General features: G+C 57.4%; 21 protein-coding genes and 1 tRNA gene. 10 read left to right on the forward strand and 12 right to left on the reverse strand.

The window, feature by feature from the left end; genetic code table 11:
• Positions 1 to 49: 49 nt before the first annotated feature.
• The 3 genes from gguB to chvE form a co-directional block, all read right to left on the reverse strand.
• Positions 50 to 1,246 (reverse strand): sugar ABC transporter permease GguB, encoded by a 1,197-nt coding sequence (gene gguB, locus JZY08_RS10730; RefSeq protein WP_003491643.1) that lies wholly within the window; start codon positions 1,244 to 1,246, stop codon positions 50 to 52.
• A complete protein-coding gene (gene gguA, locus JZY08_RS10735; protein ID WP_035240943.1) occupies positions 1,243 to 2,781 on the reverse strand; it encodes a sugar ABC transporter ATP-binding protein GguA in 1,539 nt (512 codons plus the stop codon). The genes gguB and gguA overlap by 4 nt, the downstream gene beginning before the upstream one ends.
• A gap of 91 nt (positions 2,782 to 2,872) precedes the next feature.
• Positions 2,873 to 3,937 (reverse strand): sugar ABC transporter substrate-binding protein ChvE, encoded by a 1,065-nt coding sequence (chvE, locus tag JZY08_RS10740; RefSeq protein WP_003491647.1) that lies wholly within the window; start codon positions 3,935 to 3,937, stop codon positions 2,873 to 2,875.
• A 254-nt stretch (positions 3,938 to 4,191) separates the two neighbouring features.
• Between chvE and JZY08_RS10745 the strand changes: the two genes are divergently transcribed.
• Together JZY08_RS10745 and JZY08_RS10750 are read left to right on the forward strand one after the other, a co-directional pair.
• A complete protein-coding gene (locus tag JZY08_RS10745; protein ID WP_035240946.1) occupies positions 4,192 to 5,196 on the forward strand; it encodes a LysR family transcriptional regulator in 1,005 nt (334 codons plus the stop codon).
• A gap of 72 nt (positions 5,197 to 5,268) precedes the next feature.
• Entirely contained in the window at positions 5,269 to 5,748 is a 480-nt protein-coding gene (locus JZY08_RS10750; RefSeq protein ID WP_216330122.1) for a hypothetical protein, read from the forward strand.
• Positions 5,749 to 5,799: 51 nt separating this feature from the next.
• On the opposite strand, the gene JZY08_RS10755 is transcribed toward JZY08_RS10750, so the two are convergent.
• Entirely contained in the window at positions 5,800 to 6,075 is a 276-nt protein-coding gene (locus JZY08_RS10755) for a hypothetical protein (RefSeq protein WP_082182793.1), read from the reverse strand.
• A gap of 230 nt (positions 6,076 to 6,305) precedes the next feature.
• On the reverse strand, positions 6,306 to 6,812 hold the full coding sequence (locus tag JZY08_RS10760) for a MarR family winged helix-turn-helix transcriptional regulator (protein ID WP_003491655.1): 507 nt from the start codon (positions 6,810 to 6,812) through the stop codon (positions 6,306 to 6,308).
• Positions 6,813 to 7,333: 521 nt separating this feature from the next.
• Between JZY08_RS10760 and JZY08_RS10765 the strand changes: the two genes are divergently transcribed.
• Positions 7,334 to 7,410, forward strand: a tRNA-Arg gene (locus JZY08_RS10765).
• 425 nt (positions 7,411 to 7,835) lie between these two features.
• Here JZY08_RS10765 and JZY08_RS10770 read toward each other — a convergent pair.
• Positions 7,836 to 8,762 carry an alpha/beta hydrolase-fold protein gene (locus JZY08_RS10770; protein ID WP_216330123.1) on the reverse strand — a complete coding sequence of 309 codons (927 nt, stop codon included), beginning with the start codon at positions 8,760 to 8,762 and terminating at the stop codon, positions 7,836 to 7,838.
• 675 nt (positions 8,763 to 9,437) lie between these two features.
• Here JZY08_RS10770 and JZY08_RS10775 point away from each other — a divergent pair.
• From JZY08_RS10775 to JZY08_RS10785, 3 genes are all read left to right on the forward strand, one after another.
• Positions 9,438 to 9,995, forward strand: a complete 558-nt coding sequence (locus tag JZY08_RS10775; protein ID WP_216330124.1) for a TetR/AcrR family transcriptional regulator — start codon at positions 9,438 to 9,440, stop codon at positions 9,993 to 9,995.
• A gap of 345 nt (positions 9,996 to 10,340) precedes the next feature.
• Positions 10,341 to 10,964, forward strand: coding sequence for a stage II sporulation protein M (locus JZY08_RS10780; protein ID WP_216330125.1), 624 nt, complete (start codon positions 10,341 to 10,343; stop codon positions 10,962 to 10,964).
• A 156-nt stretch (positions 10,965 to 11,120) separates the two neighbouring features.
• A complete protein-coding gene (locus tag JZY08_RS10785; protein ID WP_082182796.1) occupies positions 11,121 to 11,423 on the forward strand; it encodes a hypothetical protein in 303 nt (100 codons plus the stop codon).
• Positions 11,424 to 11,629: 206 nt separating this feature from the next.
• Here JZY08_RS10785 and JZY08_RS10790 read toward each other — a convergent pair whose 3' ends face one another.
• Both JZY08_RS10790 and uppW read right to left on the reverse strand, forming a co-directional pair.
• On the reverse strand, positions 11,630 to 13,579 hold the full coding sequence (locus JZY08_RS10790) for a methyl-accepting chemotaxis protein (RefSeq protein WP_082182797.1): 1,950 nt from the start codon (positions 13,577 to 13,579) through the stop codon (positions 11,630 to 11,632).
• Between the two features lie 560 nt (positions 13,580 to 14,139).
• Positions 14,140 to 15,510: a Wzy-type polysaccharide biosynthesis protein UppW gene (gene uppW / locus JZY08_RS10795; RefSeq protein WP_216330126.1), complete on the reverse strand. Its 1,371-nt coding sequence runs from the start codon at positions 15,508 to 15,510 to the stop codon at positions 14,140 to 14,142.
• A 527-nt stretch (positions 15,511 to 16,037) separates the two neighbouring features.
• On the opposite strand from uppW, the gene JZY08_RS10800 reads away from it, so the two are divergent.
• Positions 16,038 to 17,108, forward strand: a complete 1,071-nt coding sequence (locus JZY08_RS10800) for a GNAT family N-acetyltransferase (RefSeq protein WP_216331550.1) — start codon at positions 16,038 to 16,040, stop codon at positions 17,106 to 17,108.
• A gap of 270 nt (positions 17,109 to 17,378) precedes the next feature.
• On the opposite strand, the gene uppG is transcribed toward JZY08_RS10800, so the two are convergent.
• Positions 17,379 to 18,458, reverse strand: a complete 1,080-nt coding sequence (uppG, locus tag JZY08_RS10805) for a polysaccharide biosynthesis glycosyltransferase UppG (protein ID WP_003491667.1) — start codon at positions 18,456 to 18,458, stop codon at positions 17,379 to 17,381.
• 2 nt (positions 18,459 to 18,460) lie between these two features.
• Positions 18,461 to 19,528, reverse strand: coding sequence for a polysaccharide biosynthesis UDP-hexose transferase UppI (uppI, locus tag JZY08_RS10810; protein WP_216330127.1), 1,068 nt, complete (start codon positions 19,526 to 19,528; stop codon positions 18,461 to 18,463).
• Positions 19,529 to 19,807: 279 nt separating this feature from the next.
• Here uppI and uppH point away from each other — a divergent pair, with 279 nt between their 5' ends.
• The gene (gene uppH / locus JZY08_RS10815) at positions 19,808 to 20,719 is read left to right on the forward strand and encodes a polysaccharide biosynthesis endo-1,4-beta-xylanase UppH (RefSeq protein WP_246231005.1); all 912 of its coding nucleotides are present in this window, start codon (positions 19,808 to 19,810) and stop codon (positions 20,717 to 20,719) included.
• 8 nt (positions 20,720 to 20,727) lie between these two features.
• Positions 20,728 to 21,672, forward strand: a complete 945-nt coding sequence (gene uppJ / locus JZY08_RS10820) for a polysaccharide biosynthesis UDP-hexose transferase UppJ (RefSeq protein ID WP_003491674.1) — start codon at positions 20,728 to 20,730, stop codon at positions 21,670 to 21,672.
• Between the two features lie 34 nt (positions 21,673 to 21,706).
• Here uppJ and JZY08_RS10825 read toward each other — a convergent pair whose 3' ends face one another.
• Both JZY08_RS10825 and uppL read right to left on the reverse strand, forming a co-directional pair.
• Entirely contained in the window at positions 21,707 to 21,955 is a 249-nt protein-coding gene (locus JZY08_RS10825; protein WP_082182801.1) for a hypothetical protein, read from the reverse strand.
• A 176-nt stretch (positions 21,956 to 22,131) separates the two neighbouring features.
• Entirely contained in the window at positions 22,132 to 22,932 is an 801-nt protein-coding gene (uppL, locus tag JZY08_RS10830) for a polysaccharide biosynthesis UDP-hexose transferase UppL (protein WP_216331551.1), read from the reverse strand.
• A gap of 258 nt (positions 22,933 to 23,190) precedes the next feature.
• On the opposite strand from uppL, the gene JZY08_RS10835 reads away from it, so the two are divergent.
• A complete protein-coding gene (locus JZY08_RS10835; protein WP_003491679.1) occupies positions 23,191 to 23,400 on the forward strand; it encodes a hypothetical protein in 210 nt (69 codons plus the stop codon).
• The last annotated feature ends 3 nt before the right edge of the window (positions 23,401 to 23,403 follow it).

The following is a 23,403-nucleotide window of genomic DNA, read 5'->3' on the forward strand; positions in this document are numbered from 1 at the left end:
AGTGGCCGGAAACCGGCCACTTTTTTGACTTGCGATTTGGGCGGGCCGATCAGCCCTTGTTTTTGTTGTAGACGTCGAAGAACACGGCGGCGAGAAGCACGAGACCCTTGACCATCTGCTGGAAGTCGATGCCGAGGCCGACGATCGACATGCCGTTGTTCATGACGCCCATGATGAAGGCGCCGATGACCGCACCGGTGATCTTGCCCACGCCGCCGGACGCCGAAGCACCGCCGATGAAGCAGGCCGCGATGACGTCAAGCTCGAAGCCCACACCAGCCTTCGGCGTCGCCGAATTGAGGCGGGTCGCGATGATCATGCCGGCAAGACCGGCCAGCACGCCCATGTTGACGAAGGTGAGGAAGCTCAGGCGTTCGGTATTGATACCGGAAAGCTTGGTCGCCTTCTCGTTGCCGCCCATGGCGTAAACGCGGCGGCCGATGGTCGTACGGCGCGTCACGAAGCTGTAGAGCGCAATCAGAACCAACATCACGATCAGAACGTTCGGCAGACCGCGATAGGTGGACAGCTGGTAACCCAGGAAGAGGATAGCACCAGAGATCAGCAGATTCTGCACAATGAAGAAACCGAACGGCTCGACATCGATGCCGTGCTTCACGTTCACCACGCGACGGCGCCATGCCAGATAGAACAGCACGACCGTAATCAGCAGCGTCAGGATCATCGACGTGGTGTTCAGACCTTCGATACCACCGATGTCAGGCAGGAAGCCGGTGCTGATGATCTGGAAATCGGTCGGGAACGGGCCGATGTTCTTGCCGCCGAGCACGAAGAGGGTGAGCCCGCGGAACACCAGCATGCCCGCCAGCGTCACGATGAAGGACGGGATGCGGTGGTAAGCGATCCAGTAACCCTGGGCCGCACCGATGATGCCGCCGATGACGAGACAAATCAGTGCCGCCAGAAACGGGTTCATGCCCCATTGCACGGTCAGGATGGCCGCGATCGCGCCCACGAAAGCGACGATGGAGCCGACCGAAAGGTCGATATGCCCGGCAACGATCACGAGCAGCATGCCAAGCGCCATGATGACGATGAACGAGTTCTGCAGGATGAGGTTGGTCAGGTTGACCGGACGGAACAGGATGCCGCCGGTGTAGAACTGGAAGAAAACCATGATGGCGACGAGCGCGATCAGCATGCCATATTCGCGAATGTTGGAGCGAATATAGGAGGTGACCGAGATGACGTTACTTTCTTCGCTTGTTGTGTTTGCCGAACTCATGAGTTCTTCTCCCCTGAGCGCATGATAGCGCGCATGATGCTTTCCTGGCTCGCCTCTCCCTTCGGCAGTTCAGCGACGATGCGGCCTTCGTTCATGACGTAGATGCGGTCGCAATTGCCGAGCAGTTCGGGCATTTCCGATGATATCATCAGAACGCCTTTGCCGTCGGCAGCGAGCTGGTTGATGATGGTGTAGATTTCATATTTCGCGCCGACGTCGATACCGCGTGTCGGCTCGTCGAGGATCAGCACGTCGGGATCTGAGAACAGCCACTTGGAGAGCACAACCTTCTGCTGGTTGCCACCCGAAAGATTGACCGTTTCCTGAAAGATGCCGGAAGAGCGGATGCGAAGGCGTGTGCGGAAATCGCTCGCCACCTTCATTTCCTTGATGTCGTCGATGACGCTGGCCTTCGACACGCCGGCCAGATTGGCAAGCGTGGTGTTGTGCAGAATGTTGTCGTTGAGCACGAGACCGAGATGCTTGCGGTCCTCGGTCACATAGGCAAGACCGGCGTCGATCGCCTTGCGCACGGTGCTGACATCCACCGGCTTGCCATGGATCCGCACTTCACCGCTGATCTTGTGGCCATAGGACTTGCCGAAGACGCTCATCGCGAATTCGGTGCGCCCTGCCCCCATCAGCCCGGCAATGCCGACGACTTCGCCCTTGCGTACCGTGACATTGATGTCGTGCAGGACCTGCCTGTCGCGGTGCTGCTGGTGATAGGCGTTCCAGTTTTTCACTTCGAGAATGGTCTCGCCGATCGGCACATCGCGCGGCGGATAACGATCTTCCAGATCGCGTCCCACCATGTTGCGGATGATGACATCCTCGCTGATTTCTTCCTGATGACAGTCGAGCGTCTTCACCGTCATGCCGTCGCGCAGCACGGTGATCTGGTCGGCCACCTTGCGCACTTCGTTGAGCTTGTGGGTGATGATGATCGACGTCATGCCCTGCTTGCGGAATTCCATCAACAGGTTGAGCAGCGCCTCGGAATCGCTTTCGTTAAGCGAGGCGGTCGGCTCATCGAGAATGAGCAGCTTCACGCTCTTCGACAGCGCCTTGGCGATTTCGACCAGCTGCTGCTTGCCAACGCCGATATCGGTTATCAGCGTCTCCGGCGATTCCTTCAGGCCCACCTTCTTTAAAAGTTCGCGGGTGCGGTTGAAGGTCTGCTGCCAGCTGATGACGCCGTTCGAGGCGACCTCGTTGCCAAGGAAGATGTTTTCCGCAATCGACAGGAGCGGCACAAGCGCAAGCTCCTGGTGAATGATGATGATACCAATATCTTCACTGTCGTTGATGGCGCGAAAATTCCGCACTGCGCCTTCATAATGGATTTCGCCCTCATAGGTGCCGGCGGGATAAACACCGGAAAGGACCTTCATCAAGGTCGACTTCCCCGCGCCGTTCTCACCGACGAGTGCGTGGATCTCACCCTCTTTAACCTTGAGGTTGACGTTCTCAAGCGCTTTCACGCCCGGAAACGTCTTGGTGATGTTCCGCATTTCGAGAATGGTATTGGCCATATCGCAATCCAGCGCCCGATTAATTTCGGCGTTTTTATTTTTATGGAAAAACGGGGATGACGCCAAGTCATCCCCGCATGTGTCGTGAAGCTTATTTCAGCTGGTCTTCTTTGTAATAACCGCCGTCAACGAGAACCTGCTTGTAGTTCTCCTTGGTCACGGCAACCGGCTTCAGGAGGTAGGACGGAACGACCTTGACGCCATTTTCATAGGTCTTGGTGTCGTTTACCTCAGGCTCCTTGCCCTGCAGAACGGCGTTCACCATGTTGACGGTCACCTTCGCAAGTTCGCGAGTGTCCTTGAAGATGGTGGAGTACTGTTCGCCGGCAATGATCGACTTGACGGAGGGAACTTCGGCATCCTGACCCGAAACGACCGGCAGCGGCTGATCCTTCGAGCCGTAACCGACGCCCTTCAGCGAGGAGATGATGCCGATGGACAGACCGTCGTAAGGCGACAGAACGGCGTCAACCTTGGCGTCGGTGTAGTAGGCCGACAGCAGGTTATCCATACGGGCCTGGGCCGTTGCCGGGTCCCAGCGCAGCGTACCGACCTTGTCCATGCCGGTCTGGCCGGACTTTACGACCAGCTTGCCGCTGTCGATGTAAGGCTGGAGAACCGACATAGCGCCGTCATAGAAGAAGAAGGCGTTGTTATCATCAGGAGAACCGCCGAACAGCTCGATGTTGAACGGACCCTTGCCGTCCTTCAGGCCAAGCTTGTCGGTGATCGAAGTTGCCTGCAGAACGCCAACCTGGAAGTTGTCGAAGGTTGCGTAGTAGCTGACATCGCCGCTGTTGCGGATAAGACGGTCATAAGCGATGACCTTGATGCCCTGCTCGCCGGCCTGCTTCAGAACGTCCGACAGCGTCGTGCCGTCGATCGATGCGATCACGAGGACCTTGACGCCCTTGGTGACCATGTTTTCGATCTGGGAAAGCTGGTTCGGAATATCATCATCGGCATATTGCAGGTCGGTCTTGTAACCGGCTTCCTCGAGCTGCTTGACGATGTTGTTGCCGTCATCGATCCAGCGCGCGGAAGATTTTGTCGGCATGGCAATGCCAACGGAACCCTTGTCCTGCGCGAAAGCCGGCGCTGCGAAGGAAGCAGCACCGATGGCACAAGCCGCCATCAGCGAAATAATGGACTTCATTAACTCTCTCCCTTGAACCCTTCTCTGGTGCCGCTTGCTGCGGCGCACCATGAAATTCATGCCGTCAGAGGAAGAAGCCGCATTTAGCCCGTTTCGATCTCGCAGGTGCGAAATGAAACAGATGCCGCTCCTCCCCGGCATTCCGCAAACTGTTCTGAATCCATATAACTGTCAAATAGAATATGTCGCCCAACATATATCAATTATGATATATTAAATCGATACAATAACCATTGAGGGGTATGGGGCGGCGCATGAGCAACCAGAAAGTGTATGAGCAGACGCAAACAACAGATGCGCTTTTCGTCTTTGAGGACAACCCGCTTCTGCGCGCCGGACTGAAGATGAGCCATCTGCGCATGCTGGTCATGATCGAGGAGCACGGACAGGTCAGCGCGGCGGCCGCCACCATGAACATGACGCAGCCGGCGGCCTCGCGCATGCTCTCGGAAATGGAAGCAATCGTCAAAAGCCCGCTCTGTCAAAGGGCCTCGCGCGGCGTGGTGCTGACGAAATTCGGCGAGGCGCTGGCCCGCCGGGCCCGCACCATATTGCTGGAACTGCGCGAGGCAAGCCGCGAACTGAACCAGATGAAATCCGGCAGCGGCGGATCGGTCTATATCGGCGCCGTCACTGCGCCTGCCGTCAGCCTCGTCGTTCCCGCCATAAAACGGGCGATGGACACCTATCCCGGCATCGAAATCAACGTGCAGGTGGAAAGCAGCAACGTGCTGGCCCGCGAACTGCTGGCCGCGCGGCATGACTTCATCATCGGCCGCATCCCGGATGATTTTGATCCGGGCCTCTTCTCCATCCATGAAATCGGCATCGAGCGTGCCTGTCTTGTGGTGCGCGAAGGCCATCCACTGCTGGGCGGCGAGCCCGTGACCCTTGATGACCTTTCCGCCTATGACTGGGTGTTCCAGCCGCCCGGCGCGCTTTTGCGCAGAACTATGGAAGATGTGTTCCTCACCCATGGCGTCGCCATGCCGCGCAACATCATTAACACACCCTCCATGCTCCTGACGCTCGCCCTGATCTGCAACACCGATGCGATTGCGCCGATCGCCCAGGACATGGCCGAGTTCGTGACGGGCCAGGAGGCCGATATCGGCCGCACGCGCATCCTGCCGACGGATTTCGAGCTCGTGGTGAAGCCCTACAGCATCATCACCACCAAAGGCCGCGTTTTGCCGCCCAGCGCCCGGCTGCTCTACGACCTGGTTCTGGATGAAAGCCGCAAGCTCGCCGGCATCTGACGCGGCAAGCCAGACGCCACCTTCATTCTATATAAGGCCGGATCTATTCAGGCTGATGCAGGGAAAAGCCGCATGCTCTTCGGACAATCCGTCTTCCAGTCGGTGGTCGAAAGACTGAAACAGGAAAAAGAAGAGGAAAGCGCGGAAGAACAGCCGCCGCCCGCCGGTCACCGCATCGCCGGTTTCAGTTCGGGTTTCGTCGTTGGCACACATCCTGAAGCGCCGCCACCGGCAAACGGCCACCTCGACGCCTATCTCGCTTTTCTGCCGGATCCCGCTCCTCCCCCCGAGCCCGAGCCGCCCCCCCAGCCCGAGCCGATGCCGGCATATCTCGAAAAAACCTCGCTCGCCGATGTTTCGGCGGAACTGGCAATCGATGAAACCGACACGGCAACAACATTGGCGGAGAAACGTCGCGCCTTCGCCCGGCTCAATCACCCCGATGGGGTTAAGCCGGAGTTCCGGCACAATGCGACACTGCGCATGACGGCAGCAAATCTCCTGATCGACCAGGCGATCCGGATGCTGCGAACCCGCGCGCACTTCCGGTAAAAATGCCGCGTTTTATACTCTGAAAATGTGCAAAACAGAGATAGGAGCGTCTCAGCCGGCGTCGTTCTTGTCGGCCGGCGCGCTTTCGGCGGCATCATTCGATGCGGCCTTGCCTGCATCATTTGTGCTGACGCCGCTGCTGTTCGCAGGTTTGAACTTCACCAGCAACTCATAAGCCGCATAAGCCGCGATGCCACCGACGATGGTTCCCCAGAAAAACTCGCGATTGACGAATTCGATAACGGCCCATGCGGCGCAAAAACCGACGATAAGCAATCTGACCCATAGCGGGCGATAAAGCGGATGGCTCGTATCGATATTCAGCATGGCGTCCCCGTCCGGGCCTTTCCATTACATCAGATTGCGATCGCGGCGCGCCAAGGCGCAAACACGTTCACGCGTCTTGGCCGTTTCACAGGAAAATTGCAATGCAAATCGATCCGCGGCCGATCAGGCTCTCGTGAAAGGTTTAATGTCGCCATGCCCTCAATGGACTGAGGGCGGCGCCGTGCAAGGACAACCCGCAGCGCCGCACGCCCGTCTGCCTTGTCGATGTTTCAGTCCCGCAGACGTCCAAGCAGGGCCAGCAACTGGTCGCGGGCCTTTTTGCCGCCGATCCTGTCGATCAGCTTTTCCTCACGGTCCCGCCATGCATCGGATAGACGGTCGAGAAGGCTGCTGCCTTCATCGGTCATATCGAGAAAATGAACGCGCCTGTCCTCTTCCGATCTGCGGCGGACAAGCAATCCCTTGTCTTCCATGCTGTCGACGATCGCAACGAAATTGGCGCGCTGAATGCCAAGCGCTTCGGCGACATCGCTCTGCTTGAGGCCCGGATTGCCACCGACGATCACGAGAACGGAAAAATCGGCCGGCCGCAATCCCAGTTCCGCCAGCACATCGGAGAACCCGTTTGCCACGGCAAGTTGAGAGTGCCGCAAATGATAACCGATTGCCGTCGTCAGCAACCCATAGTCGATTGTCGCAGGATGCGCCGTCTCCATGCTGCCGCTTTCGGCTTTTTCCGCCCGCGGCCCGTTGCTATGTGCCAATCGCAAAGCCATCCGATCCCCCGCCTGATTCGTTCCCTTACCCTGCCGAAATCATAACCGACAACGTTCCGAAACTGTATCCCAAATAAATGTAGATGATACTAATATTGTATAATAATTTGACAGTTAATAACCGAATAGCCGAACTTTACAGCCAGATCAACATCTTGGCGACAAGAAAAGTACGACTAATTACCCGCCGATTTTGAGGGGCCCGATCCCCTTTCCGCTCCTTGTTTCAAAGGCGTTGCGCCAATCCAGCCACCTGTGTACGGCAGCGGCGAAATCGCCGCCGGATCGGGCAATAATATACTACTTAAAAGGGAAAACCGTTTTCCACAAAAAACACAATACGTCAAACGACGCACCGCCCCTTTTGCCCGACAGCGGATGCCAACACCCCGCAACAAGCCCCGCCCTTGCCACGACAGGAAAACCGGCAAGGTTTCGCAAATCTTTGATTTTTACACATTGATGCGGAAAGAAAGCTGGGGTATGAACCAACCGCTGCACGCGATTCAAGCGTGACCGCTGCACCCGTAGCTCAGCTGGATAGAGTGTTGGATTCCGATTCCAAAGGTCACAGGTTCGAATCCTGTCGGGTGCGCCAAATACCGCCGATTGCCCTCCACAGTACGCTGTAGCCGCCGAACATACGCTTTCGCATCTGGTAAATGCGCCCGGTACGCAGAAAAAGCGTAGAAGCGGCGGTGGAAAAGTTCGAATCGTTTGCGGTCGATTGATTGCTCTACGGAAATGTCGCCTATGTGGCTTGGAATGGCAGCTATGCGCCTCCACTCCGGCCTTCACGCGGGCCGCAAACTTCTCCAAAGCAACCGCTCGGCCTGTTTGGGCTGAATGGCCCAGTTGAGGAGGATGAAGCGGCCATTCGGCATCGCAAAGGTCGGTCGCGTAGGACCGACTTTTGCACCTGACCTTTGTGACGGATATTCCACTGAAAATTCAGCGCGGCTGGTATGCTCGCAAAACGTGGGAATCATGCGACGGCTTCGTTCCAGTTTTCGATGCGATTTGTCAGCGCACACTCAGAAGGTACTCTAAGCCCCGCGTGAAGCCACGCGGCGCGACGGTGAGGTGATCCTCGTCATCCAAGACCGCCGACTTCAATTGCAGGCTCGGATACTTTCGGCTCTGCAACGCTACTTCTAAAGCCCGGTTGTCGGCGACCATATCCACCGTCTGGTTGTAGCGCCGGTCGCCTTTGCGCTGCGCCTCAAAGGCGCCGACATAAAGATAGACCTTCGCCGGCAGGTCCTTGTTCCGCGTGGCGTAATCCGTTTCGAGCTTCAAGGTGTGGCGCTTGTCGTACCAGAGAGAGGGGCTACCGAGGATATAGCCGCTAAACAAGCCAGGTTCGGTGAACAGGATCTGTGCGCCAAGCAAAGCACCGTAGGAGTGGCCAAGGAAGAGCGATCTGGCGGGATCGGTACGATAGCGGGCGGCGATAGATGGTTTCACCTGATCACCCAAATATCGCTGATAGGCCCGTCCCTGCCCATGGATCGCACCAGCAGGTGCGCTCCTTGGACCGTTCGACGTGGGGGTGTAGTCGCGCTGACGGCTGACCTTGCCATCCTCACCCTTTCCATAAGACAAACCGACAAGAATGAACTCCTCGATCCGGGGCCCTTCGACGTTCAGACGGCGGCCGATCTGCCGGATGATCGGGAAAGCGTAATCAGCATCGGTGACGTAAAGCACGGGGTAACGCCGCTGAGGTTCCTTCGCATAGGACGGTGGTAAGGCGACGAAGACTTGGTAAATGCGACCGGAAACCGGATCGGGCACATCCCAGACTTCGCTATCGATGACCTCGTATGCGCGCCCCTCTCCCAACTGGGCTTTTGGAGTCGACTGAGCGTACGTGTGCGTCGGACCACTCGGGACGCTGAAGCCGGCGATGACAGCTATCAGTAAGGTATTCAGAAAACATCGTCGCATGTGAAGTCTCCGCGCTTGGATTACTATGGTGTCAACCACTAATGGCGTACACGCGCGGCATTAAGACTAAGATTTTATCGAATGGATTCGTACTTAACAAAACGTGACGGCTGAGATTGGTGGTTTCGGCTATCAGCCAGCCAAGCTGCAAGGCTGTCCGTAATTTGTCGCAAAAATCCTGAAACCTGCAGCAATATGACAGGGACTTATACGGTCCGCTTTAGCTGTCTTCGTCTCCCGCAATGGGGTCGGAAGCAGTCATAGAGGTCGCCCGCGCTCTATAGCAGCTATGTCACCCCGCTACCAAGACCGGACGGTCTGCAACCGGCCCAATTTCAGACATTGGTCGTGGCGCAATCGTTCAGAAGTAATATCTTTCCGGATCTCCTTGTGCCCTCAGGATAGGCGGCTGACTTTGCGGGTCGCAGGTGATGCAAGCTGGCCTAAAGGAGGGCTATAGCGTAGACGTAGTTCTCATCATCACCCGGCGCGGTGCGCCACTTCAGCTCTTCACCACATGAGCCGACTATCCCTCATCAGATAAACGTATCGTGGCGCGATCAGTCGTTTGCCGTCGATGAATAATCGAAAGACAAACACCGCCCTCTCTCGTATGGTGGCCTGTGGACAGGTATATCCGTCACATACTCAATCATCGAATAAAACGTTCAAGACATGCTCCGACCGACAAAATCCCAGATTGAAGCCGAGATCATCGACTGTGCCGCCGGACTGTTTGCGAAGCACGGTTTTTCGCATACCTCGGTTCAACAAATCGCGGATACGGTCGGTTATTCGAAAACCGGGCTGTTGCATCATTTTCCAAGCAAACAGGCGATATATGACGCTGTCGTCAAAGCGCTCAGGGAACACGCCCGGGAAGTTCGCGACAACGTCAAATCTCTACCGGTCGGCCGGGCACGTGACCTCGCAGTCGTGGAAGAGGCTGTCGATTTTTCCTTTCGCCAACCGGGAGTCTCTGCACTTTCCAACCGCATAGCGCTGGATCCCAACCCGGAAGATGCGGAGATGAACGAAATCGGCTTCATGATGTACGAAGCGCTGGGCATCGACATGGGCAACCTCGATATGGAACGGTTGATCCGGGTGACCAGCGCGTTTTCCGGCCTGGGCGTCTGCGCCGGCTTGGCGACCCGGACAAAGCTGACGCAAGAATGGCGCGGGCTGATCGTCACCGCGGCAATGGATGCATTGGGCCACAGCGCCACATAAGCCCAAGCGTACCCCCCTGACAAAACTGATTTTGCGGTAATATTGCCCGCTCCCGTAACCGCGCAGCCCTGCCCTGCACGGCCGGCCTCATGCGCCTGTTCAACACCGCCTATGCGGAGGAAATGGCGCTGCTTCTCAACGGAAAAGACCTCCCACAAATATCTACGTAATTGAAAATTTGCGACTTCCATCCCGCGAAAAAGCGTTCGCGCGTCATGCTTGACGGCTCCAAAAAACCACGCTAGACCAATATGGTCCATTACAGATCAAGACGGTCTGTAATGGACCATATCATACGGCCTAATGGCCATCCGGTCTCTCGCTCGAAAGTCAATGGAACCTCCAATGGACGTCTTACATGGCCCCTTCGCCGTAATCCGAAAGCACAGGAAAGCTTTTCTCACTCTCAACGTGGCTTTTTACGGCCTGTTCGCCGTCTCGATGGCGATCACGATGCTGCTTCCCGAGATACAGGCCTATTTAAAAACCGGTATTGATGAGGCTTACCTGCGGCCAGGGGTCTTGAAGACGGTCGCCGATGCCTATGGCTCCCAGAACCTTCCCAAGGCCATGGGCATGACCTTCATCATCAACCTGCTGGTTGCCTTTGTCATGACGACTTTGCCGTCACTGATCATTCCCTTCATCGGCATATTGGCGACACTCCATCGGGGAATCCTGTGGGGCATCATGTTCGCACCCCTCGGGGCTCACAAAGCGATGCTCGTGCCGCATTCCATAACTCTCCTGATCGAGGGGCAAGCCTACGTGCTGGCCGCATTCGGCGCCTATGTGCATGGACGCACATTTCTGCGGATAAGCGAATATCGGGTAAGTACCCGCTGGGAGGCCTGGAAAGCCGGGCTTGTGCCCCTCGCCAATATATATTGCCTTGTCATCTTCGCCCTCGCCGTAGCTGCGATCTACGAGGTACTGGAAGCAATATACATCATTCCCCGCATCATCTGAGCGGGCGGCCGTCGCAGCCACAACATCCACATCCATCCCACCGGGTGAAAAATGAAGTCGCACACGCAGTGCGCTGCCGATCACCTGCGCCTTCCGCACCGCCGTCGACCTGTGGCGGGGCCTCAGCAACAATCACAACCAAGGATCAAAACCCAAATGGCCAATCTTGAAATGAAGACGCTCTCCCGGACGGCACTCGGCCTGCTCGCCCTCACCCTCACGCTCACCGGATGCATGTCGCCTGAAGAGCAGCGCCGGGCAAATCTGTACCAGGATGGAAACACATGCGCCAATTTCGGTTCGCATTATGGTTCGCAGTCTTATACCCAATGCATGCTCCAGCAGCAGCAGCGCCGGGACCAGGAACAGTTGCTCGCCGTTGAAACCATGCGCGCCACGTCGGAGACCTCACTCAACAACCTCGAAGTGATGCGAAGGCTGCGGGAGGGTAAGAGGTGACCTGAGAAGACTGCCATGCCGACAGGCAATTGCATGCAGCGATAGGCCGCCAATATCCGTGTTTCAAGGTAAGCGACCCTCATCCTTCAGCCGGAAGGCCTGAATAAGCCAACATGCCGCGCAAGAAATCAGGTCTTGCGCGGCATGTTATCGGTTATCGGCCGGATATCAGGCCCGCCGGGGTCCCATGGCCCTGGCAGGCGGACTTAGAATTCCTGCCAGTCGTCCTTTGAGGTATCGACCGCGGCATTGCCCGAGAATGCCGAGGCGATCTTGCGGCCGAGTGCGCGCACAGGCGATGCCACATATTTGTCGTTGCTTCCGGCATTGCGAACGGGGGCCGGCTGGCTCCTCTGCTGATAGGCGGTGTCGGCAAGCCTGAACTGCGAGAGCAGCTGGTTGAGCGAGGCAACCTCCTTGGCAAGGTTGTGGCTTGCAGCATTGGTTTCTTCCACCATGGCCGCATTTTTCTGCGTGTCCTGATCCATCTGGTTGACGGCGGTATTGATCTGCTGGAGGCCGGAGGATTGCTCCTGTGCGGATTCCACGATCGAGACGACGTGGCGGTTGATTTCCTGCACTTCGAGCACGATCGTTGCCAGCGCCTTGCCGGTGTCGCCCACCAGCTGGACGCCCTGCTGCACCTGGTCGTTCGAGGTGTTGATCAGCGCCTTGATTTCCTTCGCCGCACTGGCGGAGCGCTGGGCAAGCTCGCGCACTTCCTGTGCGACAACGGCAAAACCCTTGCCGGCCTCACCGGCACGGGCGGCTTCAACACCCGCATTCAGGGCGAGAAGGTTGGTCTGGAAGGCGATCTCGTCGATCACGCCGATGATGTTGCTGATTTCGTTGGCGGATTTGGAGATCTGCTCCATGGCCACCACGGCGCGGCGCACCACCTCGCCGGATTGTTCTGCGCCGGCCTTGGCGCGGCTCACGATCTGGCCGGCCTCCTGCGCGCGCTTGGTGGAATCCCTGACCGTCGTGGTGATTTCCTCCAGAGCGGCAGCGGTTTCCTCAACGGCCGCGGCCTGCTGTTCCGTGCGCTTGGCAAGATCGTCGGCGGCCGACTTGATCTCATTTGCGCCGGCACCAATGCCACCGGCATTCTGTGCAACCTTCGTCAATGCGGCCTGCAGCTTTTCAGCGGACATGTTGAAATCGTTGCGAACGGCATCGAGTGTCGCCGTGAACGGCTGGCCGATACGATAGGAAACATCGCCTTCCGAAAGCTTCGAGAGACCGGCGGCCAGATTGTCGACGGCGAATTTGACGTCGGCCGATTCCCTTGCCTTTTGCTGCTCGCGCTCGATGCGCTCTTTCTCGGACAGGCTGCGATTGGCTTCGGTTTCCTGTTCAAGACGAATGCGCTCGATGGCGCTTTCGCGGAACACCTGAACCGCATTTGCCATCTGGCCAACCTCGTCCTTGCGGCTGGTGCCGTCGATTTCCGCTGACGTCTCGCCACTGGCGAGCGACACCATGCGCGCGCGCAGGCGGGCGATCGGCGTCGTGATGCCGCGTGATGCGACGAACAGCGCAAGGATGATGCCGATTGAGAAGACAACACCGATTATCGCCAGCGATGTCAGGATCGTCGAATTGGTCTTGTCCGTCAGATCGTCACTTCCCTTGACCACACCCTTGGTCAGCTTGTCCAGAAAGGCCGCCATGTCATTGGCTGTCGGGCGAATGGAGGCGTCGGCCTTCAGCATCTCCGCTGCCGCTTCCGCGTTGCGATCGGCAAGGCCGAATTCAACGGCCTTGTCGGTGATTGCGACGATCTCCTGGGATTTCGCCAGGAAACCATCAATGGTCTGCGCTTCCTCCGGAAACGCCGCCTTTACATTGTTGAGGCGCATCACCAGCAGCCTCTTGCTCTCGGTGTAAAATTCGCGGGCGGTTTTGATATCCGAACCGTTCGCATCATAGGCCGCGACCTGATAGGCGCCATACCCCACCGCTGCAAGGTTTCGGTTTGCGCGCGAAAGTTCCACCAGAGCGGCGTTGTCATTGGCGATGAAGAACGAATAGGCCGTGTCCGCTTCCTTGAAACGGCTGGACATGAATGCGGTAGCGCCCAGACCGACAATGCAAAGCGGCAGAATGAGCGACAGGATTTTGGTGCGGATGCTGGCGTTTTGAAGAAAAGACACGGAAAACCTCACGTCAATGAAAAACCGCTCCTTCCCCGTGCCGGAGGTGTTCGGCGAAACTGACATTGCACGTCGGAACACCTCGATCATCAAGGCTTCGGTGAGCCGCTCATCGGCTTGGTCGCGGCTGCATCAAACATGCGCCGAAGACAACGTCCCCCACCCTTCAAATAATGGCGGGTCACAGTTCCCCATCAGTGCGGCGGCACCGCCAGCAAGCGGAAACGCCGAGCCGAGTTTTGTGAGAGAAAGAGTGCTGCAATGAATCGTCATTCATGTCTTCAATTCATTTCCCTGCAAAATCATTATGATTAAAAACTTTATAATTCCTTCATGTCCGGGCGAGCTGAAAAAATATGATCCGGCAAAGTGAAAGGCGCGGCCGCCGCCGCATGCACCTTGCCTTCATGGGAGACGGACATAGCCGAGGGCATAGCGGATCTCTGCGGCATGGAGTTGCGCAAAGGCCGGGCGAAGCTGCCCCGGGTGCGCAGGCCGCCCAGATACCACTATAGAAAATGAGAGCCGGTGGCTTGGACGCATCCACGCCCGTCAGAATATCACCCGGGGTGAATGACCTCGGAGGGCTGTCGCTGAATATTTTTCGGCAACATATCCGCATGTCCGTCAGTTTGGGGGGGCTGAAGCTCCGCCTCATCCTCGACAAGGCTTGCATTGGCCTGCAAACGTAGCCCCATCACCGCAACGGCAAGGAAAAACCAGACGAAGCCGGTACTGAGAAAGAAAATCGTTTCAAGGAAGCCGAAGAGCAGCACATAAAGCCAGACGCTGACATAAAGCCTCGTCAACGGGCTGTTGCGCGTGGCGTCATCCATTTTGCCGAGATAGACAAGTGGCAGCAGATAAAGCCACAGCAGCACCAGCACCAGACCCGGCACACCGCCCGCAAGCAGAAGGTCGAAATAACCATTGTGCGAATCCGGCGCCGTCGTCGCCCAGGTATTGTTCTCGGTGAAGCTCGTCATCAGGGCGTCACTTCGCCAGAAGGCCTGATAGCCGTAACCGACCAACGGGCTTTGCCGGATATAATCGATGGCCACGGTCCAGATATCGGTTCTGCCGGTAAAGGTTGCATCGATCTTCATTTTGGTCAGCATCTGCGAAAAAACCGGATCGACGGTGGTGCCGACAGTCACCACGGCGAAGACGGCGAGAAGCGAGGTCACAACCACGTAACGCCATCGGGGCCAGCGCAGGATGAACCATCCCGTCGCGATAATGATCGGCAACAGGCCGAGCGCCGTTTTCCCGCCTGACTTGACAAGGAAGACCAGCGACAGCAGCAGCATCGCCAGACCGCCGACAAAGGACCAGCGCTTGCAAAGATAAATCGCGACGATGATCAACACCGTCATGACCGAGGCGGCCTCGTTCTTGTGGCGGAAAACCCCGCGCCAGTCGCCCGCCAGAAGCGGTTCCAGCGCATCGCTCGCCTGATGAATGGATCGGGACGGCAGAACGATGACGCCGAAATAACACAGGAACAGTATGATCATCGTGCAGACGGCAAGCAGCGTGGTGAAATGCCGTTCCGTGCGCGGCAATTGCAGAAAACAGCCGGCAAGCACGCAGATGATGGCGCACATGAAAAGCCGCCGCAGCGAAAACATCGGCGCTTCGCCCACCAGCGAGGTAAAGACATACCAGCCGAAAATCGCCGCCATCAGCAGACGCGGCGTGAAGATGATGGAGAACGAACGTTCCTTCGCCATGAACGCCGCAAAGCTGAACAGCAGAATGATCGCAGTGAGCTGGTTGAGCAGGTTGGATCCGGCCGCCATCGCGGACCCCATATAGGTCGACGAGAGCGAGACATAGGGCAAAAAACCGACCGTGAAATAAAGGAACGTCACATAAAACAGGACGTCCCGCCAGTAGCCACGCCCCTGCTGTTCGTGCGCTGCATCCATAAGGGGTTTTTCTCTTCCTTTTTCCATGCCCGTCCGCATCGTCTCCGATGCGTCATTTCGATAATGTGAATATCCCGCGAAATCCCTATTTTTTAGTTATGCATAATACACGGAAGAATAGTATTTCCGCAATCCGTATCGATCATGAAGGAAAAAAGCCGAAGAAAATACTTCAAGGTAAACGCATGGAAATACATAGAATTTCCGAAGCGGCCGATCTTCTTTTTCCAAATTTAAGTTGCTGATTTCTCTATTATTTGGTAATAATGCGCCTATATAAAGGGTCGCCTGCATCTGCGTACACGCAGCGGCATTTCAATGTATTGCGAATATACTAAAGTAATAATCCGAAACTCTGTTTAACGTATATTAACAACTCAGGATATATCTTTGGCTTGTTGATCTCATAAACGCAAAAAGGCTGGAAACCTAAGGTGGACGTTCCGATACACACCAATATGGACGATAGCAATAACGATCAGTCAACACAACGCCCGGTTCAATCGGGTGCAACGGGCGTTCGCCCCATGCTCCGGGAGGACGTCCCGGCTGTCGAGATTGTGCTCGATAGCGCGTTCAGGAAGACCGGTCGCGAGGGAAGCTTCAACTTCCGCTCCTACATCGAGACATTGTTTTTCGGCAGCCCCGTTTTCCATCCCGATCACGGCAGCGTCGTCTACGACGCCGGCGAGAACGGGGTCACCAGCGTTATTCTGGCCGTGCCCATGCGATTTGTCGCGAATGGGAAAACCATAACCGCAAGGTTGCTGTGCGCTTTCGCATCGAAAGGCAAACTCGGCGCTCTTGGAGCAGCCCGCCTGTCCCGCGGCATGCGCGCAACGAAACACGATATGCTGTTTTCGGACACGGCCTCCCCTGTCAGCGCCGATCATTGGATTGCGATCGGCGGCAACATGCTGCCGATGGAGAGCCTGCAATGGCACAAGGCGCTCAAGCCCTTCTGCGCGATTGCCCTCGGCATGCCGCGCCGTTCACAGCTGGCCAAATCCACGCCCGCCCTCATGGTGCTCGGCTTTGCCGACCGTATCCTGCGCTCCTGGAAAAAAGGCATCAGGCCGCACGAGGTCGCCGGCACCAAGGTGAGACCGGTGGATTTCGAGACATTCCGCTGCACGGCGCTTGCGATGATCGAGCGCTTTTCCATTCGGCCGGAATGGTCCCACGAGGAATTCCACTGGCTGATCGAAATGAGCAAAACCAATGACACTCTCGGCGAATTGAGCAGCGTCGCGATTGAAAATGACGATGGCAAGGTCATCGGCGCCGCCTTGTTTTTTGGCCAGGCGGGACGAACTGCCTATGTGCTGAATCTCGTCTGTGACGCCGGCCGAGAAAACGATGCGCTCAACGCCCTGTTCCGCCATTTCGATGATCAGAACTATGCCCATGTCACGGGCATGTCGCAGCCCTTTCTCATGAACGCGCTTTACCGCCAGAACCACATGACCTTCCGTCATCGCGGTTATTTCTGCATGGCCACCCGGGATGAAGCTCTGAGGGACCGGGCGCTTGCCGGCGATATCTATATTGGCGGGCTGAGCTCGGAGAGCTGGAGCAAGCTCATCACCGACTATTGAGGCCGCATCGGCGCGTCGGCTGAAGAATGTCTCCTCAAAATGGCCCCGGTTTTGGCCGTTCTCCCCTCATCCCTGTGCTTGTCACAGGGATCCTGCCAGCCCAATTCCTTGGGCTGAAAAGACTCGTTTTCGCCGCGCAGACGCGCGTCGGCTGGATTCCTGTGACAAGCACAGGAATGAGGGGGGCGGCCGGCTGACACCTGGAAAATTTGTCTAGCGTACCGTTAAGGTGAAAGATCGCGTTACGCTCAAAATGGAAACCAAGCCCCTCTAAGCCTTGGTAAAGCGCTGCACATTCGCCGAGAACAGGTGGCGAAGCGCCTTCGCATAACGTTTTGAGCGTGTCTTGGCGGCAAGCGCGCTCGTCCAGTCCACCATCGATCCGTTGATGTCGAAATCCCCAAGCTGGCCTTCGGGAATATCGCCCTTTTCAATACGCTCGACGATGGAGCCGAGCGCGGCGTAAAATTCGGGCGAGCGATAGGGCGGATGCAGCGAATACATGCCCTTGCCCGTGCCGAGAAAATCCAGCCGGTGAACGCCGATCCGCATCATGTTGTTGCTCAGCACCTCCTCAGCGGGCATCGAGACCGGCTGCTGGTTATAGGCATAGGAGCGGATGCGCCGTTTGACATCCGGCCTCAGCAATTCGAGCGAGCCGATACGTTTCGCGAAACGATCCATGTCGATCATGAAAAGGCGCGTGGAAACGGTGGCGAAGCGCCATGTGGGAATGCGCGACGGCAGCTTGCGCGGCTCGGGGATGTTCCGCACTCCCGGCATGCCGACATGGCGGGAAACATCGAGATCGCCGCGCACGGTCGGCGGCCCGGAAAAGGGTGTGATGCAGAGCGCGTCCGGGTTGGCCTTCTGCAGCGCGATGGCTTCGCCGAACCAGCTCTGGCTGCCGCCGCCGAACATCATATCGCTGTCCATATGCATCACATAACGGGCATTGGCGCGTTTCAGCCCGTGAAAATAGACATGGAAGGGCCCGCCATCGAAGGCTTTGGCGGGATAGGGGGTCGGTGAGCGTGAAAAGAACGTCTCCGTCACGGCGCGGCGCGCCGCATCGCTGTAGTCGACCACATCCACATAGAGATGCGGATAGTTGGCCTGCATTTCCTCCAGCATGTCGAAAAGACGTTTGCTTGCCGCCTCAAAACCGTTGCCCTTGTAGCGGCCTGCCCCGACCTGCCCGGTATCCACGGTCAGGAGAATGCGGTCCACCTGCCCGCCCCAGACCCGCAGCTGATGCGGAAGCGTCAGGGCCGCGTGCGGCGCATCGAAAGGATGCAGATTGATTTGCAGCGCCTTTTGTACAGGAGGAAGCGGCATTTCAGCACTCATAGTCACGCACCACGGCTCCGGAATTCGTTGATGATCGCCATCATCGGTTTTTCGTTGAAGCTCCAGTCCAGCGGCAGCGGCCGGTTTACGGTGCCGTCCCTGCGCGGATAGGCCCAGCGGATCCAGGTATATTGGTCTGAAATCCCCCATGTAGTGATGGAGGAAAGCGGACCGCCTTCGCAGGCTGCTTCGAGAAAATCGCGGACCTGTCGGTTTATCAGCATGTCACGTTCGGCTTCCGGCGCGGGCAGCGTCTGGTCCATCACATCCAGTTCCGTCACCAGAACGGCAAGACCGTAGCTGCGCATTTCCTTGGTGAAGGCGGCAAGCTCGTCCTTGGCGATGGGCCAGCCGCCGCGCAGATGCCCCTGCAGGCCGACGGCATTGATCGGCGCGCCCTTTTCGAGCAGTTCGAGAATGAGGTTGCGGAAGGCCGCGCGCTTGGCCGGCGATTTTTCGACCGAAAATTCCACGTCATATTCGTTGAGAACCAGCTGCGCCTTGGGATCGACGGAATGCGCGATCTCGAATGCCTTTTTGATCGCGTCCGGGCCCGCGCCGTAATACCACGCATCGCGCCGCGAACGGACATTGCCGGGCACGTCGGGGATCGGTTCATTGACCACATCCCAGCTATGGACCACATCCTTGTAGCGCTCCATCACCTTGACGATGTGGGTTTCCATCAGCTTCTCAACCTTCGCGCCACGGATACCGGACAGCCAAGGCGCATTGGAGGCGTACCAGATGAGCGGGTGGCCGTGCATGGAGAGATTGTGCTGGCGCGCAAAGTTGGCGAGCGCATCGGCAGCGGCAAAATCGAAAACATCTTCGGAAGGCCGCATGACCTCCCATTTCATTTCGGTCACGGGCGTGATGCGCGAGCAATATTTGACGACCGCCTCGCCAAGGCGGTTGTCGGCGGTCATATCCGGCAGATAGACGGCCGCGCCATAGGGAGCCACCTTCACCGGCGCTTTCTTCTGCGCGGCAAATCCCTGGCCGGCCATGCCATGCAACAGGCCGGCACTTGCCGCACCACCCAGAAAATTCCGTCGCCCGATCCGCATTTACCCGCCTCCGCAACCCCGGCGCATCGGTCGAAAATCGGAATGGATTCTCGACAGGAACGATACGCAGATCAAAAGTTTCAGAGCGTCCTGATACATCCGAAAGGACGAAGGGCGCTCTAATTCTCAAAACATAACATCTCAATCATGCCAAAAGGATATTAAAGATTTGCAAGGTTAACTGACGCTATACCACGTCACAATTGGCGCAAGCTCGCTTAATCGGGTAGTAACTTCACTGTGCGAATTCTTGGCCCACGCCTTATGGAGTTTAAAGTCTTGGTTTCCGTCTCGATTGTCATTCCCGTTCGCAACGGTGAGCGTTACATCGTGGAAGCGATCGAAAGCGTGTTGTTTCAGGGCGAAACCGTCTGCGAAGTGCTGGTCGTCGATGACGGCTCCACCGACGCCACGGCGCAGAAGGTGCAAAGTTTTGCCGATCCACGCGTGAAACTGCTTGCGCGGCCGCAGGGCCGGCAGGGCGTTTCCGCCGTGCGCAATTTCGGCCTTTCGCAGGCGCGCGGCGAATGGACAATGTTTCTCGATGCGGACGACCGCCTGAAACCGGGCGCGATCGCGGCCCTTTGCGCCGGCGCCTCCGCGCCGGATGTCGTTGCCGTCTACGGCGACTACGAACGCATTGACGAGAACGGCGCCAAGATTGGCCGGCGCAATCTCATCCGCCGGCGGGAAAAGCCCGGTGGTTTCATTCTGCAGCCGCTTCTGGGTGGGAACTTCATCGTCAATGGCGGCATCATGCTGGTCCGCACCCGCATCTTTCAGGATTTCGGCGGTTTTGACGAAACATTGCGTTATGCGGAAGACTGGTACGGCTGGTGCAGACTGGCCGCCGCCGGCCGCTTCGTCTATCTGCCGGGCCAGCATATTCTGGATTACCGGGTGCACAGGACAAGCGTGATGATGAACCGGCTTTTGACGTTCCGGGATTGTGAACCGGCGATCGAGGCGGTGTTTTCGGACCCCGCCATCGTCGCCGCCATTGCACCGCAGGAGCTGAGGCGGCTCCGTCACAGGTCCGAAAATCACATGAACGCCTATACGGTGGCGCAGGCCTTTCGCGCCCGCCGCTATCGCGAGGCCGTTTCGGCACTTGCCGATACTTTCCTCAACCGCCCGCGCCAAAGCCTGCGCGCCGTCGTTTTTTCTGCCGCAGCGCTTGCCGGTATTTAGGAGTTTCCATGTCCGAGATCATGCCGGAAGCGGTGGTGTGCATTCCAAGTTTTCGCAGGCCGGAAGGCCTGCGCAAGACATTGGCATCGCTCTTGGCCCAGAAGGTCGATTTTCCCTTCGCCATCGTCGTGGTCGATAATGATGGCGCAGGTCAGGCAGGCCTTGCCGTTGCGCGCTCCTTCTTTGCCGAAAATGAAGTGACAGGCCAGGCGCTTGTGGAGCCGACGCAGGGCAATTGTTACGCCATCAACACGGCGTTTCGCACAGCGCGGCAGAGCTACCCTTCCGCTGAGTGGTTCCTGATGATCGATGACGACGAGGCGGCCTCCCCCGTCTGGCTTGCCGAGATGGTCTCGGCTGCACGGTCCTTCGGCGCCGATATCGTCGGCGGTCCGGTCAACCGCGAATTCGACGCGCCCGCATCGAAGGCGGTGCTGTCGCATCCGCTGTTCGGCTCCATCGAGGCGCCGACCGGCCCGGTCGATCAAATTCACGGATCGGGTAACTGCCTGATCTCAAGGCGTGTTTTCGAAACGCTGGCAAAACCGGAATTCGACGTGCAGTTCAATTTCCTCGGCGGCGGCGACATGGATTTCTTCACCCGCTGCCGCAAGGCCGGTTTCAAATTCGCCTGGAACGCTCAAGCCCTCATCATCGAATATGTGCCGGAAAACCGCATGGCGCCGCGCTGGATCATGGAGCGCTCGCTCAGAACCGGCATCATCAATTACAGCATCGACCGCGCCCGTCGCCCCGGCCTGAAAGGCGGGCTGACGCTTGCCGCCAAAAACGCCGTCAGCCTCTGCCTGTCGCTGGTCCGCGCCGTCTCCGCATTCTTTAAAACTGGATCGCTGCTGCCCGCCACCCATCCGCCGCTGATGTCCATCGGCCGCGTCATGGCAAGCCTCGGCATCACCCTCACACCTTACAAGGCGCCGGCGAAAAAGGCCTGAACAAAGAGCCGTTCCAGCCGCAGGTCCCGGCTTCTCAGCTCAGGCTTTTTTCCCTGCGCAGAGAATACGGGCTCATGCGTCGTTTCTGGAAACCGAATGACGAAAACACAGCCGCGAGAATGAGAAGCGGCACCAGAACCGGCCAGAAAAAGCAAAGGATGATACCTGTCACCCGATAAAGGTCCCAGTCCCTGTCGCGGCGGGCGCCTTCGATATAGGTCATGGCAAGAGAGGTAACGGTACCAATTCCATATATGAAAAGAGAAACGGACGTAATAACCATCGCTGTCCTCAAATATCTCTGATTCGAATAAATTTCTAATATCCGCCTAATGTAGCGCCGTTGCGCGCAGTTGCAACGAATTTCGGCACGGGGACGCATTCATCCAATACGTTAGAATGGCCTTATGTAATGTGCGGGGAGCGGACTGCGGATACCGGACCTTGCCGTGGCAAGACTTACCGGTTCTGACCGGAAGCCATGTAGCGATGTTTCAGCAGCGAATAGATGGCGATCGGATTGGTCAGCAGATAGCGCTTGCCGAGACGTTTCGGTTCAAGCATGGCCCTGTAGAGCCATTCGAGCCCCATATCCTGCATCCATTGCGGTGCTCTGCTGTTCTTGCCGGCGAGAAAATCGAACAGCCCGCCGCACGTCTTAATGACCGCAATGCCGGAAAGCCTGTCGAGATTGCGCGAAACGAACCGTTGCTCCAGCGGTATGCCAAAGCCGACCCAGAGAATATCGGTCTGTGAGGCGACGATATCGGAAAGAATCGCGTCCTCTTCATCCCGTTTGAAATAGCCGTTGCGCCTGCCCGAGAAGATCAGGCGCGGATAGAGCCTCTGCATTTCCTCAACCGCAGCTCGGTTCACCTCTTCGGAGCCGCCGAGGAAATAAAAACGCGCACCCGTCTCTTCGGCCCTGCGGGCCACCGCATGAACGAGATCCGTGGTCGCGACGCGTTCCCTGAGCGCCTTGCTGCAGAACTTGCGGGAAAAGATCACCAGTGACATGCCGTCGGCGTGAATCTGGTCCGCCTGCCGCAGCATGGCGTCGAATTCTTTGTCCTGATGGCAGAGAGCGATGACCTGGCCATTCGCCGATGTCGAATAAAACGGCCTCGTGCCGGCCACGCGCTCGCCTTCCGCGCGCAGAATGAAATCCTGTGCCGTCTCGTCGATCGTCGCGTCAGTGATGGGTAAAGCCGCAAGCGGAATAACCGGCCAGACTGCGCCAGGTCCTTCCAAATCCGGGATATCTCTCCCTGTCATATTCTGTCCGGTGTCCAAGATAGGCATCGTTTCATTGTTATATTCACGCATATGCTAGGCCATAAGGCTTCAAACACTACGAAGAACTATCATTAATATTTTTATAAATCCGTAGCTTGAGGCAAGCAATTTATACGCCTGAAGGTTGAGTGCACGCTCACACATGCCCTCTCCGTCCTATTCCGGTTTTGCTACCGATGGGTTAAGGGACGACGAAACCAAACCACGCAGAAGGTCCCGACCATGGAAACCATATCGATCGACAACCGCGGCGACTTCGGCCTTTGGGCGATAGAGCGGGCGAAGGAAATCGTCGCGAACGAAGCGTCCGATCTTGCCGTCTCCGTTCGCGACGGCGACGAGGCCGGTATTCGCGACGCAGGCAATGCGCTGGGTGCCGCCATCGCCGCCGCCCTGCTTGAGGTTTATGACGGCCTGATTTCCGAGGAATAAGCG

It is taken from the genome of Rhizobium sp. X9 (assembly GCF_018873185.1).
GTDB classification, from domain to species: Bacteria; Pseudomonadota; Alphaproteobacteria; order Rhizobiales; family Rhizobiaceae; genus Agrobacterium; species Agrobacterium oryzihabitans.